At 47.5% G+C, this 19177-nt stretch carries 19 protein-coding genes, 4 tRNA genes and 1 pseudogene; 5 read left to right on the forward strand and 19 right to left on the reverse strand.

Annotated elements, in window-relative coordinates; translation table 11 throughout:
* Nucleotides 1-9: 9 nt before the first annotated feature.
* The 3 genes and pseudogenes from E6W40_RS16550 to E6W40_RS16560 form a co-directional block, all read right to left on the reverse strand.
* Entirely contained in the window at nt 10-768 is a 759-nt protein-coding gene (locus tag E6W40_RS16550) for an ABC transporter permease (protein ID WP_136606462.1), read from the reverse strand.
* Complete coding sequence (locus E6W40_RS16555; protein ID WP_136606463.1) at nt 761-1684, reverse strand: ABC transporter ATP-binding protein; 924 nt, start codon at nt 1682-1684, stop codon at nt 761-763. Before E6W40_RS16555 ends, E6W40_RS16550 begins: the two co-directional genes overlap by 8 nt.
* An 88-nt stretch (nt 1685-1772) precedes the next feature.
* A pseudogene (locus tag E6W40_RS16560) lies at nt 1773-2462 on the reverse strand (response regulator transcription factor).
* Nucleotides 2463-3077: 615 nt separating this feature from the next.
* Between E6W40_RS16560 and E6W40_RS16565 the strand changes: the two are divergent.
* Together E6W40_RS16565 and E6W40_RS29535 are read left to right on the forward strand one after the other, a co-directional pair.
* A complete protein-coding gene (locus tag E6W40_RS16565) occupies nt 3078-3272 on the forward strand; it encodes a hypothetical protein (protein ID WP_136606464.1) in 195 nt (64 codons plus the stop codon).
* 175 nt (nt 3273-3447) lie between these two features.
* The gene (locus tag E6W40_RS29535; RefSeq protein WP_168928951.1) at nt 3448-3621 is read left to right on the forward strand and encodes a hypothetical protein; all 174 of its coding nucleotides are present in this window, start codon (nt 3448-3450) and stop codon (nt 3619-3621) included.
* A gap of 106 nt (nt 3622-3727) precedes the next feature.
* Here the strand turns inward: E6W40_RS29535 and E6W40_RS16570 are convergent, their stop codons facing one another.
* Nucleotides 3728-4462 (reverse strand): glycerophosphodiester phosphodiesterase, encoded by a 735-nt coding sequence (locus tag E6W40_RS16570; RefSeq protein WP_136606465.1) that lies wholly within the window; start codon nt 4460-4462, stop codon nt 3728-3730.
* Nucleotides 4463-4635: 173 nt separating this feature from the next.
* Between E6W40_RS16570 and E6W40_RS16575 the strand changes: the two genes are divergently transcribed.
* Nucleotides 4636-4797, forward strand: coding sequence for a mechanosensitive ion channel protein MscL (locus E6W40_RS16575; protein WP_136606466.1), 162 nt, complete (start codon nt 4636-4638; stop codon nt 4795-4797).
* Here the strand turns inward: E6W40_RS16575 and E6W40_RS16580 are convergent.
* Complete coding sequence (locus E6W40_RS16580) at nt 4787-5260, reverse strand: general stress protein (RefSeq protein ID WP_168928952.1); 474 nt, start codon at nt 5258-5260, stop codon at nt 4787-4789. The genes E6W40_RS16575 and E6W40_RS16580 overlap by 11 nt on opposite strands.
* A gap of 330 nt (nt 5261-5590) precedes the next feature.
* Between E6W40_RS16580 and E6W40_RS16585 the strand changes: the two genes are divergently transcribed.
* The gene (locus E6W40_RS16585) at nt 5591-6673 is read left to right on the forward strand and encodes an AI-2E family transporter (RefSeq protein WP_136606468.1); all 1083 of its coding nucleotides are present in this window, start codon (nt 5591-5593) and stop codon (nt 6671-6673) included.
* A gap of 36 nt (nt 6674-6709) precedes the next feature.
* On the opposite strand, the gene E6W40_RS16590 is transcribed toward E6W40_RS16585, so the two are convergent.
* The 7 genes from E6W40_RS16590 to E6W40_RS29540 all read right to left on the reverse strand — a co-directional run bounded on the left by E6W40_RS16590 (nt 6710) and on the right by E6W40_RS29540 (nt 9150).
* On the reverse strand, nt 6710-7387 hold the full coding sequence (locus E6W40_RS16590) for a uracil-DNA glycosylase (RefSeq protein WP_136606469.1): 678 nt from the start codon (nt 7385-7387) through the stop codon (nt 6710-6712).
* A gap of 148 nt (nt 7388-7535) precedes the next feature.
* Nucleotides 7536-7621, reverse strand: a tRNA-Leu gene (locus tag E6W40_RS16595).
* 206 nt (nt 7622-7827) lie between these two features.
* On the reverse strand, nt 7828-8394 hold the full coding sequence (locus E6W40_RS16600) for a DUF1541 domain-containing protein (RefSeq protein WP_136606470.1): 567 nt from the start codon (nt 8392-8394) through the stop codon (nt 7828-7830).
* A 219-nt stretch (nt 8395-8613) separates the two neighbouring features.
* Nucleotides 8614-8699: transfer RNA gene (locus tag E6W40_RS16605), tRNA-Leu, on the reverse strand.
* Between the two features lie 21 nt (nt 8700-8720).
* Nucleotides 8721-8797: transfer RNA gene (locus E6W40_RS16610), tRNA-Ile, on the reverse strand.
* A 40-nt stretch (nt 8798-8837) separates the two neighbouring features.
* Nucleotides 8838-8914: transfer RNA gene (locus tag E6W40_RS16615), tRNA-Met, on the reverse strand.
* 71 nt (nt 8915-8985) lie between these two features.
* On the reverse strand, nt 8986-9150 hold the full coding sequence (locus tag E6W40_RS29540; protein WP_168928953.1) for a hypothetical protein: 165 nt from the start codon (nt 9148-9150) through the stop codon (nt 8986-8988).
* Nucleotides 9151-9310: 160 nt separating this feature from the next.
* Here E6W40_RS29540 and E6W40_RS16620 point away from each other — a divergent pair, with 160 nt between their 5' ends.
* Nucleotides 9311-10177: a YitT family protein gene (locus E6W40_RS16620; RefSeq protein ID WP_136606471.1), complete on the forward strand. Its 867-nt coding sequence runs from the start codon at nt 9311-9313 to the stop codon at nt 10175-10177.
* Nucleotides 10178-10248: 71 nt separating this feature from the next.
* On the opposite strand, the gene pyrE is transcribed toward E6W40_RS16620, so the two are convergent.
* From pyrE to pyrR, 7 genes are all read right to left on the reverse strand, one after another.
* Entirely contained in the window at nt 10249-10890 is a 642-nt protein-coding gene (gene pyrE, locus E6W40_RS16625) for an orotate phosphoribosyltransferase (protein WP_136606472.1), read from the reverse strand.
* Complete coding sequence (gene pyrF, locus E6W40_RS16630) at nt 10887-11624, reverse strand: orotidine-5'-phosphate decarboxylase (RefSeq protein WP_136606473.1); 738 nt, start codon at nt 11622-11624, stop codon at nt 10887-10889. Before pyrF ends, pyrE begins: the two co-directional genes overlap by 4 nt.
* Before the next feature lie 13 nt (nt 11625-11637).
* Nucleotides 11638-14853 (reverse strand): carbamoyl-phosphate synthase large subunit, encoded by a 3216-nt coding sequence (gene carB, locus E6W40_RS16635; RefSeq protein ID WP_136606474.1) that lies wholly within the window; start codon nt 14851-14853, stop codon nt 11638-11640.
* A gap of 2 nt (nt 14854-14855) precedes the next feature.
* A complete protein-coding gene (locus E6W40_RS16640; RefSeq protein ID WP_136606475.1) occupies nt 14856-15986 on the reverse strand; it encodes a carbamoyl phosphate synthase small subunit in 1131 nt (376 codons plus the stop codon).
* A gap of 126 nt (nt 15987-16112) precedes the next feature.
* Nucleotides 16113-17393, reverse strand: a complete 1281-nt coding sequence (locus tag E6W40_RS16645) for a dihydroorotase (RefSeq protein ID WP_136606476.1) — start codon at nt 17391-17393, stop codon at nt 16113-16115.
* A gap of 113 nt (nt 17394-17506) precedes the next feature.
* Nucleotides 17507-18415, reverse strand: coding sequence for an aspartate carbamoyltransferase catalytic subunit (locus E6W40_RS16650; protein ID WP_411832393.1), 909 nt, complete (start codon nt 18413-18415; stop codon nt 17507-17509).
* A 2-nt stretch (nt 18416-18417) separates the two neighbouring features.
* Nucleotides 18418-18975 (reverse strand): bifunctional pyr operon transcriptional regulator/uracil phosphoribosyltransferase PyrR, encoded by a 558-nt coding sequence (pyrR, locus tag E6W40_RS16655; RefSeq protein ID WP_136606477.1) that lies wholly within the window; start codon nt 18973-18975, stop codon nt 18418-18420.
* Nucleotides 18976-19177: the final 202 nt, after the last annotated feature.

Below are 19177 nucleotides of genomic sequence, written 5' to 3' on the forward strand. Positions count from 1 at the left end.
TTCTCAAGTTTACTTTATTTCTTTTCGCCGATATACCCATGCACTCAACAATCCGAAACAGACAAATGTAATAACCGGAATTACAACCATGCGAACCAACAAGCTGCCATAAAGGGAAACATTTCCTATATCATACAGCAGCTTAAACACCGTATAACCATATATCGTCTCAACAAATGAAATATATTGGCCCACTACAGCAAAGAACATGTCGATGAACAGGAAGAACACCATCGTAAAAGCAATCGTTTTACCACTTTCGGCCATGAGCGTTGCAATCAATGTGGCGATCGATGCGAATGCTGCCGCGTAAAGAACAAGCAGTCCAAGCGTTCTTATAAAATATAGAAATGTCGATTCACCGGACAGCTCCCCGAAACCGGTCAGCAACGTTGCAACGACACAATTGATGACGGGAAACAGCAAACCAAGAATGACGGAACCCAGTGCGAACACGATTTGTTTTGCAGCGATAATTCTTCCTCTGCTATTGCCGCTGGAAGCGATACTTTTCATCACGCCAGTCGTGTATTCGCTGGAAATGAAGAAGCCGGCAAGCACGCACATCCCAATGATCATCATATAATTACCTAAAAGCGCACTTTTCCACATTTCGATCCCGGTAACCGGAGCATCCCCATCCATTCTGTGGTCTATATATTGAAAAATGGACCAAAATAAACCGGATGCCGAGATGATCAAGACTAGCGCTCGGAACGACCGATCCCTGCACAGTTTGAACCATTCCGATTGGATAAGATTATTCATTCCGCTCACCGCCAATCCGGCTCGTAAAGTAAGCTTCCAAATCTTCGCCCATGGGCATAAATTGTTCGATAACCAGTCCAGCCTTCGTTAGCGTCACGGAAACTTTACCAGGCGTATCCACGTATCTAAACAGTTTGATCGTTCCGTCCGGCATGACTTCAAATTCGGAGGTAGCCAACTCCCCCTCAATAACAGCCGCCGCCTTCCCGGCATCATCTACCTTTATATGCAGATAGTGCTGGCATTTCTTATGAAGATCACTCGCAGACAGCTGCTCCAGTAATTCCCCTTTATGAATAATGCCAAAATGGGTGGCGAGCAGATGAAGCTCACTTAAGATATGACTTGATATTAAAATGGTAATTCCGTTTTCCTGATTGAGTTTCTTGAGGAGCTCCCTCATTTCGACGACTCCCATGGGGTCCAGGCCATTCGTTGGTTCATCCAGAATCAGAAACTCTGGATCTCCAAGAAGAGCGATAGCGAGTCCTAGTCGCTGTTTCATTCCTAATGAGAAGTTTTTCGCTTTCTTCCTGCCCGTATTTTGCAGGCCAACCAAAGTCAGTGTCTTCTCGATGCAGGCTTTGCCCGGGATCCCCCGTAAAAGCCTGTGGGTCTCCAAATTTTCTTTTGCGGTCATATTCGGATATAATGCCGGGCTTTCAATGATCGAGCCCATTCGTTTTCTCGCCTCGCTCAGATCCTGTGCATCCCTCTTACCGAACAATTCGATGGAACCGTCTGTCGGGGAAGCCAACCCACTGACGATACGAATCAACGTTGATTTACCCGCGCCGTTCTGTCCAATAAAACCATATATCGAACCTTTTTTGATGGACATATTCACTCGATTAAGTGCATAGTCCGTTTTGTAGACCTTAGTTAAATGATCGGACTTCAGTACATATTCACTCATCGTCTCACTACCTCTCTTTGGGATAGCTTCATTATCGGAGGCAAGACATAAGCGATCATAAAGGGATTATTAAGAAAACCTTAAGTTGTTATTTGAGCCGGTATCCCATACCCCATAGCGTTTCGATATAATCTACTTCCGGGTTTGCTTTGGATAGTTTATTTCGTAAATTACTCATATGGACGTTAATCGTATTGTCATCCCCCACAAAGGTTTCCTCCCATACACTCTCAAATACATTCGCCTTAGAGAACACTTTCCTCGGATAGGACATGAAAAGCTCGAGAATGGCAAATTCCCTAGCCGTCAGCATCACTTCCGATTGGTTGATCGTTACGATCTTTGTATCCTTGTCTAAACGGATGTCTTTATACTCCATTCGATTGCTGGGAGCCATGCTGGTCATACGGCTGTACCTTCTTAAATGAGAGTCGATTCTAGCCGACACTTCTTCGATATCGAATGGCTTCGTTATATAATCATCCGCACCGATACGTAGAGTTGTAACTTTCGTCTGCTGTTCTTCTTTTGCTGAAATAACGATAACAGGAGTCGAATTCTTCTCGTTTATTTTCATGAGAAGCTCCTCTCCAGGCAGACCGGGAAGCATCAAATCCAGCAGCACCATATCCCACTACTGTCTTTCCAGGTAGATCAAAGCTTCCGTTCCGGAATAGGCCGGCTGAGGGAAATAACCGCTTTTCTTTAAGATTTTACACAGCAATTGGTTGATGTCACTATCGTCTTCAACCACTAATATGTGTGTGGTTCTATTCAACATCTCACCTACTTATCTTTCATTTAGAGAGCAGCTTTTGACAAGAAGCACTGAAGCCGCGAGGATATAAAAGAGAGCCTCCGAAAAGGAGGCTCGGCTTTCATTCATATAAATTATAGCCAGCTACCTCGTACCACGCAAACCTGGGCAGCACTTCACCAAGTAGTAATGTCATGCTCACTCCCCGAAAAAAAATCCGCCTCTAGTCAGCAGATAGAGAATTTGTTCCTTGCAAATTAATAGAACCGCGTTCGGATAACTGGGTGTTATTTACGTACTCCATAAATTCACTTGCATATCGATTTCCCTTGTTATAAAATCCATGATATTCGATGATCTCATCAGTCATTTCTATTGTAATTAATCATCGCTATGTAAGTTGCCCGACCTCCTTATCCCCTCATTTATTATACATATCCTTAACACTTCCAAGAATGTTCCTTTGTTTTTCAGGATAACGCATGTCTTTTTCTTGAATAGTATGAAAGATTCATACCTGTATCTAGTTCTATATTCTCAGGATTGTAACAAATAAGTACTTTATATCCGGCCTCATTTCCCGTATGATAGGAATAGAAAATGATTCCAAAGTCTTTAACACAGGAGAATAGTCGCATGGAAAAAGAAATTGAACTCGCCATCAAACGTGGGCATTATGTCTTTGTCAAAAGCGTCGACGGCAGTACTCTGACTGGAATACCGGAGGAATCCACTGATCCCGGAAAACTAAAAATGCGCACCACTCTTGGCTCATTCTGGATACCCATGGATGAAGTGAGCCATGTATCGCGCCTGATTGCATTCAAATAACTTCAAACTGAACTGCTGCATTCCGCAGCAGTTTTTTTCTTGCCTTATGCCTGCCTGTTCATTGATTCAAGCCTGTCCGTTCCGGTTTATCGTTAGATATAGAACACAGACGTTCGAATAGGGAGTTGGTCTTTGGATCAACCTATACCGATATTGACGCAGAAAGGGATGGATTATGATGGATAAGCATGACGACCATGAAAACGAAGCAAGATTCCCTGGTGTGGATCCCATTCCCGATCCGGGAACTGAAAACCCTTCCTCCACCAGCATGATCGAGGATATATTGGAGGAAGGCTCCAAGGAGGCTAAAAAGCACAAGGACAGGGATCAGTCCGATCATTCCTAGTGCTGAATACAGAATTTCTTCTTAATTACTGCTTGCAAATCATTTCAAGCGATACACAAATAAACCAGGCCTGAATGCAGGCCCGGTTTATTTTTTATAAATTCATTTATGCTTTAGCTGTCAGCAATGCCGCGAGTTGATCGGGATAATCGGTGATTATGCCATCCACACCAGCCTGGAGCAATCGCTGCATCTCTTTTACATCATTAACAGTAAACGGATGATAGGCTTTCCCGGCGGCCTTGGCGCCCGCCACAAACTCTGGCAGCACTGCGTAATGATATGCATGCAAAGCGTCTGCCTGTAGCGTTTTAGCGTATTCCCAAGGCTCGTAGAGGCCTTCCATGTATAATATGCCGGTACGAATCTCAGGCGCAAGCTTTTTACAAAGAAAGAGGGAGTAGTGATTAAAGCTGGAAATAATGACACGGTCACTCATTTTAAAATCTCTCACACGTTCAATGACCTTCTGTTCTAATCCTTCATACAGAATGACTCCATTTTTCAGCTCGATGTTGATGATGGTTCCACTGTCTTTGACAAGCTCCAAAAGCTCATCCAAAAGTGGAATCTGTTCATCCTGAAAAGCTGGATCAAACTTGCTGCCTGCATCCAGGTCCTTCAGCTCATGCAGGGTATGATCCTTCACCCAGCCCGTACCGCTGGTCGTTCTCTCCAGTGTTTCATCATGAATCAGCACCATCTGGCCGTCTTTTGTGAGCTGCACATCCGTCTCAATTCCGGTGGCACCTTGCTCCAATGCTTTTTTAAAAGCCGCCATCGTGTTTTCGGGACATATCTTGGATGAGCCCCTGTGCGCAAAATTAATGACGTTTCCCAAACCTTTCAGCCTCCCTTATGTACCTTCTCAAAAAGCTATTATATTCCTCATTTGTCAAAGCCGTGTTAACTATAAAATTAACATAAATCTAAGGTTCATTTCATCTCCTGTTAACAACCCTATTTTATCATGAATGTAGTCATTAAAATAAATAGAATTGAGGAGTTGAGAACATGATTGTTTTTGATGTTATCGTACACGGAGAAGTGAAGGAGACCATTCGTCCCATCAGCCAGCGTCTGCATGCCATGCTTGCGCAAGTAACCGAAGAAGCACGACGGCTCAGCCTGTTGTATGGAACACCCGTACAGGTAAACCGCCGTATTATTTATTAATCGCAACCGCATGATGCTCCTCCAAAATTGCCCGAATCCCCCTGCCGTCTCTCCGTTCACACACCATCATAAGGATGATATGATCCTCCATTAGGAAGTCTTCGTATTTTTGCGCATCCTCCTTGGGTATGCCAAGTCCAATCAGGCCTACAACCAAGCCATCCGTTACTGTTCCAATCTCCGCCCCGGCTAGCTTAACAGCAGCAGGTCCAATCACCCATATAATCTCGGACCGGAGCTCGATGCTGGTAAGCATATCTTTGATTTCTCCAAACAACCCCGTGTTCCCATTGCCAGACTCAGGTTTTTTCAGACCTGTATCATGACTGATCATCGATAGTTCCTTCTTATTTTTCCCAAGAACGGAAATATCCTTTTTGTTATATCCTTTGTCCAGCAGCTGGATAATAGCAAGCGCCGCATCCTGTCTGGATCTATACACACACATGATGATTTGTTTCATTCGTGCAGCCTCCTTTTCGAATTCACCCTTATGTAATAGGTTAAACCTTTCAGGTGCCATAAAAAACATCCTGACATGATTCCGCCATATAATCCGTAACTAGCGCCGCCTAACCTTCACTCATTGATATTCATCTCCCGTCCTATACTCATCCTTTATTTTATGAAGCACTCTCTCCATATGTTTTGACGTAAAAAACATTTTTGTGGCCATGATGTAGATATTCCTTTATCTCACAGCTGACATGGTGAATCAGTGGCCTGCATATTGGTTAAAGGGGTATATAGAAAAAATTTAGATTGTTGTACATAGAAAGCGGGGGGGATCCGTTTGCTGCAGAACAAATATTTTCGAACATGCCTGGGGATAATCTTCGCACTGTTGATTATTTATCTGGGTTCTAAGGTGAGTTTTATTTTTAATCCAGTGGTTTTACTGTTTAATATTATGATCGTTCCGGTGATGCTTGCTGGGTTTATGTATTATCTGCTTCGTCCGGTCGTGAATTTTTTGGAAAAGCACCGCTGGCCGCGACCGATCTCTATCCTGATGATTTATCTGGTTTTTGCAGGACTGATTGTCCTGTTCTCGATTCTCGTATGGCCAACGCTGCGCGAGCAGCTCATTAATTTTGCCGAAAATGCCCCTTATTTTGTTGAGGGTCTGCAAAAGCAATTCGAGAAACTCCAGCAAAACCACTTCATCTCCAAAATGATTCCTAGTGAATCCGATCTGACCGCCCGCGTCAGCGAATATCTCAACAAATTAATTACCACCGTGACCAATTCCGTATCGAACTTCATTTCGGTGGTATCCAATGTCGTTGTCATCATCGCAACCGTGCCCATCGTGCTGTATTACATGCTGAAGGAAAGCAGCAAGCTGATGCCCATCCTGCTTCATCTGCTGCCGCGCAAATACCGCAAGGAAGGCCATGAAGCCCTGGGAGAAATCGACTCGGCGCTGAGCAATTTTATTGTTGGCCGCGTCCTATTGAATATCATTCTTGGCGTGCTGATGTATATTGGTTTTTTAATTATCGGTCTGCCTTATTCGCTGCTTCTTGCGCTTATCTCCATCGTACTTAACCTGATCCCGTATGTTGGAGCCATTATCGCTGCTGTGCCGGTCGTTATCGTCGGCTTCATCGATTCACCTTCGGTCGCCATATGGTCGCTTGTGGTCATCGTTGTAGCCCAGCAGATCCAGGATAACCTGCTTACCCCGATCATTTACGGAAAACAGCTGGACATCCATCCGCTGACCACGATTGTGCTGCTCCTGATCGGCGGCGACATATCCGGTATTCTCGGAGTTATTCTGGCAATTCCAGTCTATATGGTCGCCAAAATCATCATTGTACGAATCTATAACCTTTTTCTGTCGGAGAAAATAGATGATATGATGGAATAAAAAAAGGCGGGCCGCGGCCCGCCTTTTCGTATGTTATCAAATATCAGGAATGGACCAATCAATCGGCTTCATCCCATGTGACTCCAGAAACGCATTCGTTTTTGAAAATGGTTTGCTGCCATAAAATCCGCGGTGTACCGACAATGGGCTCGGATGTACAGACTCCAGCACCAGATGCTTATTACGATCGATGAAGGCACCTTTTTTCTGGGCATGGCTTCCCCATAAAATAAAAACAACGGGCTGATCACGTTCGTTCAGCTTTTCGATCACAGCATCCGTAAACCTCTCCCAGCCCAAACCCTTATGAGAATTGGCTTGTCCGTCGCGGACGGTTAATACGGTATTGAGCAGCAAAACTCCCTGCTTTGCCCAAGGTACCAAATAACCGTTGTTCGGAATAGGCGCTCCCAGATCGCTGTGCAGCTCTTTATAGATATTACTTAATGAAGGGGGTATCCTTACGCCCGGCATCACGGAAAAGCTCAGCCCATGCGCCTGTCCCGGTCCATGATAGGGATCCTGCCCCAAAATAACGACTTTGGTATGTTCATAGGAAGTAAGTTTAAGTGCCTGGAACAAATTCTCCTTGGAGGGATAAACCGTATGTAATTTATATTCCTTGGCCAGCGCATAGCGCAGCTCGTTAAAATACGGATTTTCCACTTCCTCCTGCAGCTGCTCATCCCAATCATTTTCAAACATCTTTTCCAATCTCCTCTCCGGTGTCTTCTCTATTATATTAACCTATAGCCAGGTTCCAACCCAGCCGGGAATGCTGCTGCTACATTTCGGAATGGACCGGCAAAATAAAAAGCCCGGCACATGAGTGATCCGGACTTTTGATATGTATTGCTTGATATGCCGAGGACCGGGATCGAACCGGTACGGTAGTCACCTACCGCAGGATTTTAAGTCCTGTGCGTCTGCCAATTCCGCCACCCCGGCTCGCAGACTGTGGAAACATCATAGATTCCTCATAGATGGATATTAAATGCAATGAAATCACATCTTCAAATCTATGAATCCAATGCAATAAACACAAAGAGTAATTTACCATGTTTGTCCTCTGCCTGCAAGCACTTTTTCCTTCTCTGCTTCCCTAGACATATAAACAAGGAAAAAGCCTCCTGCAGGGAGGCTCTTTCCTTCTATTATTTAGCCGTTAATTCATCTTCCGTTACCCATTTGTGATTTTTAACCGGTTCGCCGCCTGTTGACGGCGTGTAATCCACCATGTAGACTGTCGTATGTTTAGCGGATTCGATGGTAGCATCTGCGCCCTTCATCCCCTTCATATGGTCAGCTTCTAAGACAACCTTAGCTCCCACTTCACATGGCTGTTCACCCGCATCTTTCAGCTCTTCATGAATTACCCATTTATGGTTTTTGACCGGATCTCCACCTGTCGTTGGCGTATAGGTAACGACATAAGCTGTCGTGTCATAGGCTCCTGTAATCGTTGCGGTAACCCCTTTCATGCCTGGCATATGATCTGCCTGAATCACAGCCTGGGTTCCAACTTTAAAAGCGGGATTGGATGCATTCTTTAATCCTGGAGGAACTTCACTCGAACCCGAATGGTTCATATCGGAATGATTCATATCCGAATTACTCATGGTTGAGCTGTCCTCCTGTGCTGCATTATTATCCGCTTGGTCTGCGCATCCACTTAAAGCAATCATGGCCGCGGCACCAAGCATAGCAAGTTGTTTTTTCATTTCAAAACACTCCTCACATATCAATTAATGTCTGTATATATAGTATACCCTCTATGGGTATATTACAAACAGTAATCGATTCAGAACAAGTCTGTCTTGAACGAATGTCTTCCGCATCTTCTTCCCTGTATATGAAAAAGTCCTGCATGGTTATTAACCACGCAGGACTTCTTCTTATGTACCGATGTTACTTCTACGATATACGCAGAAGCTTAAGTATGCCGAGGACCGGGATCGAACCGGTACGGTAGTCACCTACCGCAGGATTTTAAGTCCTGTGCGTCTGCCAATTCCGCCACCCCGGCAAATACGCATGAATTCTTATATGGTGGGCCCTGAGGGACTCGAACCCCCGACCAATCGGTTATGAGCCGACCGCTCTAACCAACTGAGCTAAGGGCCCTGATCAACTATATTATCGATCAAAATAATGGCAGTTAAATTGGTTGCGGGGGCAGGATTTGAACCTGCGACCTTCGGGTTATGAGCCCGACGAGCTACCGAACTGCTCCACCCCGCGTCATTAGTCAGTAATAAATTAGCGACAAGAATTAATATACAGCATAAATGCACTTTACGTCAAGTATTTTTTCATGGAATAAAACGAACACCGTATCTTCCCTTGCGCGAACGGAAAATTTCAACCAAATGAGGGTCATCATATCCGTAAATCCAACCATTCTGCTCCAGCCTTTTTGCCAAGCACCCCGCCTGAAATTTTGTCTTATACAGCTTGCTGAAATAGATCCATTGCATGATTCCTTCTCCTTCCCGGCATGATATAGGATGTCTTGGATATTGTTGCCTGAAGGTACACTCATCATTCATTTTCCCATAAACTTTGAGATTATTTCTAAATTATTTTATAATATTAACTAAGTTGTTTAACATCACACTCTGGAAGCGAGGAATCTGCATGGCAAAAACACACAGGAAACTCTCCCCTGTCGAATTACTGAAGAAGTTTATCTTTATTACGGCCGGTGCGATCTTAATGGCAGTTGCGCTCGAGGTTTTTCTCGTACCGAATGACATCATTGACGGAGGCATCACGGGTATATCCATTGTATTATCCAAAATCACCGCACTCCCTCTCGGGATCTTCCTCTTTGTCATCAACCTTCCCTTTCTTTTCTTGGGCTACAAGCAAATCGGTAAAACCTTTGCATTTTCCACATTGTATGGAATCATTGTCATGTCAGTCACGACACAGCTCCTGCATCATGTCAGTCCCTTTACCAATGAAAAAATACTAGCCGTATTGTTCGGTGGTCTGATTCTGGGTCTTGGCGTCGGTCTGGTCATACGTTTTGGCGGCTCGCTGGACGGAACTGAAATTGTCGCGATTCTGCTATCCAAAAAGACCCGCATGCCGGTAGGTCAGATCATCATGATCATGAACGTATTTATTTTTATCATCGCTGGGTTTGTGTTTGGATGGGATTCTGCAATGTACTCCATCTTCACATATTACATGGCCTCGAAGGTTATGGATATCGTCGTGGAGGGTCTCAACGAGTCCAAGTCCGTTACCATCATATCCGGCGAGTATGAAGAGATCTCTCAAACGATCCAGGACCGCCTCGGACGCAGCACGACCTTCATTTACGCGCGGGGTGGCTATTCCGGAGAAGATACACAGATGATCTATTGCGTCGTTACAAGGCTTGAACTGGCCAAGCTGAAGTCCGTTGTGCATGAAATCGACCCAAAAGCCTTTATTGCGATTGAGCATGTGTCAGACGTGCTTGGCGGTAATTTCGAGAAGAGCGCGATTCACTAAAAGCAGGCATTCTCTAGATCCATAGGAAAAGCAAAAAAGCAGCCCGAGGGCTGCTTTTTGATTTCAAGATATTACACGCCGTATGAAGATGGATCTTCTCTCCACGCTTTGAGCGTCTGTACATCATCTTTTTCGATATTGCCCTGTTCCAAAGCCACATCCATCAGTGCTGTGTAGTTAGACAAGCTCTGGAGCGGGATTCCCGCTTCATTGAAAGCTTGTACAGCCTTGTCCAGCTGATAGCTGAAAATCGCAAGTACAGCCTGCGGCTCCGCTCCCGCCTCTTTGATCGCAAGTGCGGCTTTAATGGAGCTGCCACCCGTGGAGATCAAATCTTCGATAACGATCACTTTTTGTCCCGGTTTAATGATGCCCTCGATCTGATTTTCCTTGCCATGGCCTTTCGCTTTGTCGCGAATGTACGCCATCGGCAGGTTCAGCTTCTGCGCCACCCATGCGGCATGGGGAATACCTGCGGTCGCCGTTCCGGCAATCACTTCGGTATCAGGATACTGCTCACGGATAACCGCAGCAAACGATTCTGCGATGTATTCCCGGATTTCCGGATAAGACATCGTAAGCCGGTTATCACAATAGATCGGGGACTTAATACCGGATGTCCATGTGAACGGCTGCTTCGGACGCAGCGCCACCGCTTCGATCTGCAGTAAATAGGCTGCGATTTGCCCAGGGATTTCTGCTAGTTTCGTCATGCTTCCATCATCTCCTTAATGATTTGCTCTGCAGCGGCTCTCGGCTTCTCAGCGGCCGTAATTGGCCTTCCAACAACAATGTAACTGCTGCCGTTACGGATGGCTTCTCCCGGCGTTAGAACACGCTTCTGATCGCCCTGGTCGCTTCCTGCTGGCCGGATACCCGGTGTCACGGTAACAAAATCCGTCCCGCAAACGCTGGCGATGTCGCTGGATTCCAGTGCAGAAGCCACCACACCGTCCAAACCTGCGGCTTTTGTCAGTTCCGCATAACGTATGACTGCATCCTTCATGGTTCCAGGGATGCCAATCTCCTGATTAAGCACATCCTGCCCTGTACTGGTCAATTGGGTTACAGCGATGATAAGCGGTTTTTGCAGGGAACGATCCGATTGAATGGCCTTAGTTACACCGTCCAAAGCAGCGTTCATCATCTCCTTACCGCCTGCTGCATGAACATTAAACATATCCACACCAAGACGGGTGATGCTTTCCGCTCCACCCTTGACCGTATTAGGTATATCATGCATCTTTAAATCCAGGAATACTTTATAGCCACGGGTTTTCAAATCCCGTACAAAATCCGGGCCTGCAGCATAATACAGCTGCATGCCCACTTTCATATAACATGGAATGCCTTCAAGCTCCTGAAGCAGGGCTGAAGCTTGAGTCGCATCCGGATAATCCAGGGCCACAATCAAGCGGCCCGCCATTTCCTTGTATTGTTCATTCATACCCTTCATCCCCCTAGCGATCGGCAAAAGCCGGCATTGCTTGGGATGAGAAGTTGATCGTATCCAGCATGATAAGCAGTGCTTTGACCGTATCCAGGGAAGTCATACATACAACCCCGTTCTCAACCGCTTCACGGCGGATCCGGAATCCGTCACGCTCTGGTGTTTTGCCTTTGGTCAGTGTGTTGAAGACAAACTGTGCTTCTCCGTTGCGGATCAGATCAAGTATGTTTGGTGTCCCGTCGCTAAGCTTCTGTACCGTCGTAACGAGGATTCCGGCCTCTTCGAGCGCCTTTGCTGTACCGCCAGTAGCATAGATCTTGTAACCGAGGCGTCTGAAGCCTTTCATTAGATCCACCGCTTCATCTTTATCCTTGTCGGCCACAGTCACGATGATCGCGCCGGTGGAAGGAATCTTCATACCCGCTCCGATCAATCCTTTGAACAATGCTTTTGCATACTGCAGATCACGGCCCATAACTTCACCTGTCGATTTCATCTCAGGACCCAGTGTAGGCTCAACTCTGCGCAGCTTCGCGAAGGAGAATACAGGTACTTTAACCGATACGTACTCGCTTTCCGGCCACATGCCCTCCTCGTAGCCCAGATCCTTCAGCTTTTTGCCGAGAATCGCCTGTGTTGCCAGATTAGCCATCGGTATGGTCGTCACTTTGCTCAGGAATGGAACCGTCCGGGACGAGCGCGGGTTGACTTCAATGACGTATACCTCATCTTTATAAATGACGAACTGGATGTTTACCAGACCGATCGTTTTCAGTTCTTTGGCAATGCGGGTCGTGATGCTCACAACTTTATCTTTCAGATGCTGCTCCAGATGCTGCGGCGGATAGACCGCAATCGAGTCGCCGGAGTGCACGCCTGCGCGTTCAATATGCTCCATGATTCCCGGAATGATGACTGTTTCCCCATCGCAGATCGCGTCGACTTCAACTTCCTTGCCAAGCATATAACGGTCGATCAGCACCGGATGATCCGGATTGATATTTACGGCTTCTTCCATATAGCTAAGCAGCTCAGTGTCGGAGTATACGATTTCCATGGCCCGTCCGCCGAGTACATAAGATGGTCTTACGAGAACCGGATATCCAAGCGATTGTGCAGTACCAACTGCTTCATCTACCGATGTGACCGTGCTGCCTTTAGGCTGGGCGATCTCGAGACGGGACAGCAGCGCTTCGAATTTCTTGCGGTTCTCTGCTTCGTCGATGCTCTCAAGGCTGGTTCCCAGAATCGATACGCCCGCTGCACTCAGTGGTGCCGCCAGATTGATCGCTGTTTGTCCACCAAACTGTACGATGACTCCTATTGGCTTCTCTTGTTCAATGACATTCATTACATCCTCGAAGAACAGCGGTTCAAAGTACAGACGATCGGATGTGCTAAAGTCGGTTGATACCGTTTCAGGATTGTTATTGATAATCACTGCCTCGTAGCCTGCGTTTTGGATCGCCCATACCGCATGCACCGTCGAGTAGTCGAACTCAATTCCTTGGCCAATCCGGATCGGTCCGGAGCCAAGCACAACCACTTTTTCCTTATTGGATTTCGTGACCTCATTCTCTGTCTCATAAGTTGAGTAGTAGTAAGGCGTGGAAGCCTCGAACTCGGCCGCGCAGGTATCTACCATTTTGTATACCGGACGCAGATTATGCTGAATGCGGTAATCATGCACTTCCGCTTCCGTCGTATAACTGTCTGCATTCGCTTGTGCGCGGATCTCGGCAATAGCCCGGTCGGTAAAACCAAGGCGTTTGGCTTCATACAGGGTATCGTATGTGAGCTCTTTTTGCTGGATTTGGGCCTCGAAGGCAATGAGACCATGCAACTTGTCGAGGAACCACCAGTCGATTTTGGTCAGGTCCTGGATCGACTGAAGATCGAAGCCTCGGCGGAAGGCTTCCGCGATCAGGAAGATGCGCTCGTCGTCCACCTTAACCAGACGTTCTTTCAGCACCTCTTCGCTCAACTCGTCGGTTCCCTTCAAACACAAGCGGTGCACGCCAATTTCCAGCGAGCGGATCGCTTTATGGATGGATTCCTCAAAGGTCCGTCCGATGGCCATGACTTCGCCGGTTGCCTTCATCTGTGTCCCCAGCTTACGGTTAGCGTGGATGAATTTATCGAAAGGCCAGCGTGGGATTTTGCTTACAATGTAATCCAGCGTCGGCTCAAAGCATGCGTAGGTTTGACCCGTCACCGGGTTAGTCAGTTCATCCAAGGTATATCCCAAAGCAATTTTGGCAGCCATTTTGGCGATCGGATAGCCGGTCGCTTTCGAAGCCAAGGCCGACGAGCGGCTTACCCGCGGGTTCACTTCGATGACATAATATTGGTAGCTGTGCGGATCGAGCGCTAATTGCACGTTGCAGCCACCTTCGATATTCAGGGCACGGATGATTTTGAGGGATGCCGATCTCAGCATTTGATACTCGCGGTCGGACAGCGTCTGGCTCGGCGCCACGACGATGCTGTCGCCGGTATGAACGCCGACGGGATCGAAGTTTTCCATGTTGCAGACAACGATACAATTATCGTTCGCGTCGCGCATGACTTCATATTCAATTTCTTTCATGCCTGCGATGCTCTTTTCGATCAGACATTGTCCGATCGGGCTGTAGCGGATACCTGAGGAGACGGTTTCGCGGAGCTCTTCTTCGGTAGCGCAGATCCCGCCGCCGGTACCGCCCAGAGTGTAAGCCGGGCGAACAATAACCGGATATCCGACTTCTTCCGCGAAGACAAGTGATTCTTCCAACGTAGTGACGATGCTGCTCTCAGGAACCGGCTGTTCCAGTTCACGCATCAGTTCACGGAACAAATCGCGATCCTCCGCTTTTTCGATGGATGTCAGCTGCGTTCCGAGCAGCTTGACATTTTCCTGCTCGAGGATGCCTGCCTTCGCAAGCTCTACAGCCATGTTGAGGCCTGTTTGGCCGCCAAGCGTTGGCAGAAGTCCGTCCGGACGCTCCTGGCGGATAATTTGTGTCACAAATTCGAGAGTAATCGGTTCAATATAGACTTTATCAGCCATATTGGTATCTGTCATAATTGTTGCCGGGTTGCTGTTGATCAGTACAACCTCAACGCCTTCTTCTTTTAGAGCCTCGCAAGCTTGTGTACCTGCATAGTCAAATTCCGCCGCCTGACCGATAACGATCGGGCCCGAGCCGATAACAAGGATTTTCTTGAGTTGTTTATTAAGTGGCATGATTAACGTTCTCCTTTCGCGGCTGCAGCAAGCTCAGCCTGGCGCGGGTTCGCCGGATTCTGCTGTTTATGCTCTCTGATCATGTCCAGGAACTGATCGAAGAGATAGCTGTTGTCATACGGACCTGGTGCTGCTTCCGGATGATATTGTACGGTGAAGGCTGGATATTTTTTATGCTTCAGACCCTCAATCGTTTTGTCGTTGTTGTTGATATGTGTTACTTCAAGCTCTGTGCCTGCAACCGAATCCTCATTAACCGTGAAACCATGGTTCTGAGAGGTGATATAGCAGCGGTTCGTTCTCAAATCTTTGACCGGATGGTTCCCACCGCGATGTCCGAATTTAAGCTTTTCTGTATCTGCGCCGCAAGCCAATGCGAACAGCTGATGTCCGAGGCAGATGCCGAAGATTGGGTATTCGCCAAGAAGCTCTTGGATCGTACGGATGGCATGCGGTACATCCTTTGGATCCCCTGGTCCGTTGGACAGCTGAATTCCGTCTGGATTCAGGCGGCGGATTTCATCGGCTGTTGTATCCTGCGGTACAACCACCACATCACAGCCACGGGCAGTCAATTCGCGCAGAATACCTGATTTAGCACCGTAATCCACCAATACGATCCGCTCTTTCGATCCAGGGCTGCTGTACGTATGTTTAGTGGATACCGTTGCCACCTGATTCGTCAGGATTGGGCTGGCCGTCAGGCGTTCTCTCAGTTCTTCAACCGATTGGGCCGAAGTTGTGAGGATCCCCTTCATCGTTCCGTGCTGGCGGATCATACGAGTCAGCATGCGAGTGTCGATGCCGCTGATGCCGACGATGCCGTATTCTTTCAGCAAGCTGTCCACGCTGTACTCCGCACGCCAGTTACTAGGAACCGTCTCATGGCGGCGCACAACAAAGCCATGCACATATGGCGCTACAGATTCAAAATCATCACGCGTAATTCCGTAGTTACCAATCAAAGGATACGTCATCGTTACGATCTGTCCGCAGTAGGATGGATCCGACAGTACCTCCTGGTATCCAGTAATCCCAGTATTGAATACAACCTCACCTGTTTTTTCACCTTCGGCTCCGAACGCACTGCCTGTAAACAGTGTTCCGTCCTCCAGAAGCAATCTTGCCTGCATTCCACTCACTCCTCTGTCAAATACGTATGTTTGAGAATACCGCATAAGCGAATCCGTTCTTCTTTGCAGCATTCCGCTATTTTCTATATCATTATGTTTCTTAATCTTGTTCTTGGCAGGTCCGGCTTAATCAGCCCATACGACCTTGCCGTTCACCCATGTTTTTACCGGCCAACCTTTCAGCTTCCATCCGGTAAATGGAGTGTTGCGTCCTTTTGTCGCGAATTCTTCCGGATTCACTTCTTTTTCTGTATCCAGGTCGATCATGGTCAGGTCAGCAGGTGCTCCCTCTTCCATTCTTCCTGTATCCAGTCTGAACACCTTCGCAGGATCTGCGGTCATGCGGCGCACCAGCAAGGAGAGATCCCAAAGCCCTGTTTGTACGAATTTGGTGTACAGGAGCGGGAAAGCTGTCTCGAAACCAACGATTCCGAAAGGCGCCATCTCCATCCCCTTCGCTTTCTCTTCTTCTGTATGAGGGGCATGATCCGTTACGATGATGTCGAGCGTCCCATCCTGCAGAGCTTCGATACATGCCTCTACATCACGCGGAGAGCGGAGCGGCGGATTCATTTTCCAGTTGGCATCCAAACCCGGAATGTCTTCATCAGAGAGCAGCAGATGATGCGGGCATACCTCTGCGGTCACGTTGATGCCGATCGATTTGGCCTGACGGATGAGCCGGATGGATTGCTCCGTGCTGACATGGCATACATGGTAATGAACCCCTGTCGCTTCAGCGAGAAGGATATCACGTCCGACATGGATAGCTTCCGACTCATTCGGAATTCCCACAAGTCCATGCTTCTCGGCAAATTTGCCTTCCGCGACACTTCCTCTCTCAACCAGAGAGTTATCCTCACAGTGTGCGATAACCGGCATATCCAGCTCAGCAGCCATCCGCATGGCATTTTTCATCATTTGCGCATTTTGTACGCCGACACCGTCATCGGTAAACCCGATCGCTCCGGCTGCCTTAAGCGCTGTAAAATCCGTCAGTTCCCGTCCCAGCTCTCTAACGGTGATCGCAGCATAAGGTAGGACCTTGACGAGTCCCGCCTCTCGCGCCTTGTCCAGCACAAGCTGTACTGTATCCGGATTGTCTGTCACCGGTTTCGTATTCGGCATGCAGGCGATCGTTGTAAATCCGCCTTTAGCAGCCGAACGGCTTCCGGATTCAATGGTTTCTTTATGTTCAAAGCCAGGCTCGCGCAAATGAACATGCATATCGATCAGGCCTGGTGTTACCAGTTTACCGGCGGCGTCAGTCACTTCAGCATCTTCCTGAGGCTTCCACTCGGAGTCTCCATCAATTAGTGTCCGGATCACTCCGTTTTCCAGAATGATATGTTTTTTCACCAATTCACCTTGTTCGTTCAACACGCTTGCATTCGTAATAATGTGCACGCTGTTTACCTCCGCTCGTTGATTGGCGCTGTGGCTTCCAATCTATTGTATAATATTAATTCATATTTGTGTATATTTATTAGTACAATTACATGTAAATTCTTTGCGGCAGTCTATTTTAACGCTCTTTCCATGACTGCCATCCGTACCGGAACCCCGTTGCTCATCTGCTTAAAGATGGCTGATTGTTCACATTCGACGAGTTCATCATCAATTTCAACATTTCTGTTCACCGGTGCCGGATGCATAATCAATGTGTGCTTGGAAAGCTTTGATGCTCTCTCCACCGTTAATCCGTACTGGGCCCGGTATTCTTCAGCGGAATTCTGCATTCCTTTTTCATGGCGTTCAAGTTGAACCCGAAGCATCATGACCACATCAGATTTCAGAGCTTCTTCCATCGGGACGTACTTGGCGTATGGCTCAAGCTCTGGTGCAGCCATATTGCGCGGCGCGCAGAACTTGACTTCGGCGCCGAATTTTTGCAGGGCCCAGAGATCTGATCTTGCCACCCGGCTGTGTGATATGTCGCCGATGATGGAAACGCTCAGTCCCTGAAGGGTTCCGAACCTTTTTTTCATTGTGAAAAGATCCAGCAATGCTTGAGTCGGGTGTTCATTGTTTCCATCCCCCGCATTGATTAGCGGCACCGATATCTTGCCCGCCAATTCTTCAAGTACGCCTGCAGGCTTCAGCCGGATGACGCCAGCGTCGATTCCCATGGATTCCAGTGTTTTTACCGTGTCGTAGATCGACTCACCCTTTTCCACACTGGAAGCTGCTGCTGCAAAATTCAGGACCTGAGCACCAAGCCGCTTCTCCGCCATTTCGAAGGAAAATCGTGTTCTCGTGCTGTTTTCAAAAAACATGTTCGCTACAAAGCGGGAGCTCAGCACTGGTGTAACTTTTTCCTGCTGCGCTTCCCAGTAAGCAGCCCGATCCAGTATCGATTCGATTTCACTGCGGCTGAGATCCTTCAGTCCGAGCAAGCTGCGTTCCTTAAGCTTCGTCATCGTCATCATGTTTATTTCTCCTCCCGGTTTTGGAAAATCATAACCTCGTCCTTACCATCCGTTTCCGTCAGCGCGACTTCGATTTGTTCCTGTCTGGAGGTCGGAACGTTCTTTCCAATGTAATCCGGCCGGATCGGCAGCTCCCGATGGCCTCGGTCTGCCAGTACAGCCAGTTGGATCATTTGCGGTCTTCCGCAATCCATAAGCGCATCCATGGCCGCCCGGATCGTCCGTCCGGTGTACAATACATCGTCGAACAAAATTACTTTTTTATCTTCTATTTTCAGAGCTTTAAGCTCCTTGTTCACATCCATGGCCGCTTTCGGGTCGGTTTCCTTTTGGTCATCCCGGTATGGTGTTACATCAATCGCTCCCCAAGTCACCGGTGTTCCTTCAATTTCGAGTATTTTATCGGCAAGTCTTTCTGCCAAAAACTCTCCTCTTGTTTTGATGCCGATCAGAACGCAGTTTTCGATCCCCTTGTTCCTCTCCAGTATTTCGTGTGCAATTCGTGTCAGTGCGCGGCGGATCGCCGTTTCATCCATAATGACATGCGCTTCAGTACTCATGCTCCACACTCCTTTTTGTAATAGGGATTTTGACTACATTATCACCCGTGAACAAGCAAAAAACTCCTTGCCGCATTTGGCAAGGAGTTAACGTCGCTAGACATCATGTTACACAGAGATATCCTTTCGGGTCCGCACAAAAGAAGACATGCGCATGCCGCGAAAGTGAACCTCGGTTCACGTTACCTTGCCAGTCTCACGG

The sequence above is a fragment of the Paenibacillus dokdonensis genome (assembly GCF_004916975.1).
Lineage (GTDB): Bacteria > Bacillota > Bacilli > Paenibacillales > Paenibacillaceae > Paenibacillus_AQ > Paenibacillus_AQ dokdonensis.

Excerpts from the sequence above, each read along its gene's own strand:
- E6W40_RS16550 (WP_136606462.1), bottom strand. The coding sequence starts at position 768 with ATGAATAATCTTATCCAATCGGAATGGTTCAAACTGTGCAGGGATCGG.
- E6W40_RS16555 (WP_136606463.1), bottom strand. The coding sequence starts at position 1,684 with ATGAGTGAATATGTACTGAAGTCCGATCATTTAACTAAGGTCTACAAA.
- E6W40_RS16565 (WP_136606464.1), top strand. The coding sequence starts at position 3,078 with ATGGAAAAAGAAATTGAACTCGCCATCAAACGTGGGCATTATGTCTTT.
- E6W40_RS29535 (WP_168928951.1), top strand. The coding sequence starts at position 3,448 with ATGATGGATAAGCATGACGACCATGAAAACGAAGCAAGATTCCCTGGT.
- E6W40_RS16575 (WP_136606466.1), top strand. The coding sequence starts at position 4,636 with ATGATTGTTTTTGATGTTATCGTACACGGAGAAGTGAAGGAGACCATT.
- E6W40_RS16580 (WP_168928952.1), bottom strand. The coding sequence starts at position 5,260 with ATGAAACAAATCATCATGTGTGTGTATAGATCCAGACAGGATGCGGCG.
- E6W40_RS16600 (WP_136606470.1), bottom strand. The coding sequence starts at position 8,394 with ATGAAAAAACAACTTGCTATGCTTGGTGCCGCGGCCATGATTGCTTTA.
- E6W40_RS29540 (WP_168928953.1), bottom strand. The coding sequence starts at position 9,150 with ATGCAATGGATCTATTTCAGCAAGCTGTATAAGACAAAATTTCAGGCG.
- E6W40_RS16620 (WP_136606471.1), top strand. The coding sequence starts at position 9,311 with ATGGCAAAAACACACAGGAAACTCTCCCCTGTCGAATTACTGAAGAAG.
- pyrE (WP_136606472.1), bottom strand. The coding sequence starts at position 10,890 with ATGACGAAACTAGCAGAAATCCCTGGGCAAATCGCAGCCTATTTACTG.
- pyrF (WP_136606473.1), bottom strand. The coding sequence starts at position 11,624 with ATGAATGAACAATACAAGGAAATGGCGGGCCGCTTGATTGTGGCCCTG.
- carB (WP_136606474.1), bottom strand. The coding sequence starts at position 14,853 with ATGCCACTTAATAAACAACTCAAGAAAATCCTTGTTATCGGCTCGGGC.
- E6W40_RS16640 (WP_136606475.1), bottom strand. The coding sequence starts at position 15,986 with ATGCAGGCAAGATTGCTTCTGGAGGACGGAACACTGTTTACAGGCAGT.
- E6W40_RS16650 (WP_411832393.1), bottom strand. The coding sequence starts at position 18,415 with ATGATGACGATGACGAAGCTTAAGGAACGCAGCTTGCTCGGACTGAAG.
- pyrR (WP_136606477.1), bottom strand. The coding sequence starts at position 18,975 with ATGAGTACTGAAGCGCATGTCATTATGGATGAAACGGCGATCCGCCGC.